Here is a 1,173-nt window from a genome sequence, read left to right on the forward strand (position 1 = left end):
CGTGGCCTTGGGGCCCAGCTCTGTCCGATCGATCGCCCGGCGGATGGCACCGTCGCGACGGTTGGCCGGCATCCCGTGGAGTGCCGCCTGGTAATCCAGATAATCCAGCACCCGCATCTCGGGATAGAGCGGACAGTTCTCCGGCAGGTAGCCGATGCGCCTTTGTGCTTCGCGTCGCTGCTCGGCGATGTCCAGGCCATCGATACTGATCCGGCCGCTGCTCGGCTCCAGATACCCGGTCAGCATCTTCATGATGGTGGTCTTCCCGGCCCCGTTGTGGCCGAGCAGACCGACGATCTCGCCGCGGCCGATGTCGAACGACACCGCTTGGACCGCCCTGAGCTCACCATAGCTGCGACTCAGCTCGCGAACCTCGATCATGATGAATGGTCTCCGATAAATGCTCGCTGGAGGCGGCCCTGCCCCAACTGGGCAGGACTGCGCCCGGGCGCGAATTTCACCCCAGCAGGGCATCGGATGCAAGGGACAAGCTGATGATGAGGCGGAATGGCGACGACGAGCGGAACCTCATCCGGAGCAAGTCGCCGTTGCGCGGCGGATGATGGCAGGGGAGACCTTGTTCATATCGCGCACCCTGGTGCTGGAAACGGAATGGGGGCTGCGCTGCGGCGATCACCCAACCCGAAGCGAGCTGCTCGCATTCTTTACAGCCTTGCTTGAAACCGGACACAGCGTGGTCGAGACGGCCGAGTTCATCGGGCTTGCGGTGGATTGGTGCGCACTCTGTGTGGCAAGGTCTGGACACCGTGGGTATGGGCAACCGCGCAGACAACCCATCACGCAGCGAGCCCAAAGATCGGCCCCTAAACAACGGGAGCACATCCATTGCGGCGGATGTGATAGGTGGGACATTTGGGACCTGACCCTCAGCCCTCTGGCGGTTTTCTCCCTGCACCCGCCGTAATCGCTTGCCATTCGATAGGAGCAGCCAGACAATCCAACGTACTTTCTGTCTTAATTTTAAGCCGGTGCCTCATGTCCATCGCGACCATTACCTTATCCAGTAAAGGACAAATCGTGATCCCAAAGGAGATACGCGACGAGTTACATTGGGATGCGGGGACTCAGCTCACATTGGTTTCAGGTGCTTCCGGGGTCACGATCAAGGCCACACCCAAGAAGACCGGCCGTCGGCTGGAAGACCTGATCGGC

At 61.0% G+C, this 1,173-nt stretch carries 1 protein-coding gene; it reads right to left on the reverse strand.

Going from position 1 to position 1,173, the window contains the following annotated elements; all coding sequences use genetic code 11:
- Positions 1 to 381: ABC transporter ATP-binding protein (locus V2I46_14920; GenBank protein ID MEE4178795.1), on the reverse strand; the 381-nt coding region annotated here is incomplete at its 3' end.
- Positions 382 to 1,173: the final 792 nt, after the last annotated feature.

Origin of the sequence: Bacteroides sp., from assembly GCA_036351255.1 — a bacterium.
Classification (GTDB): Bacteria; Bacteroidota; Bacteroidia; order Bacteroidales; family UBA7960; genus UBA7960.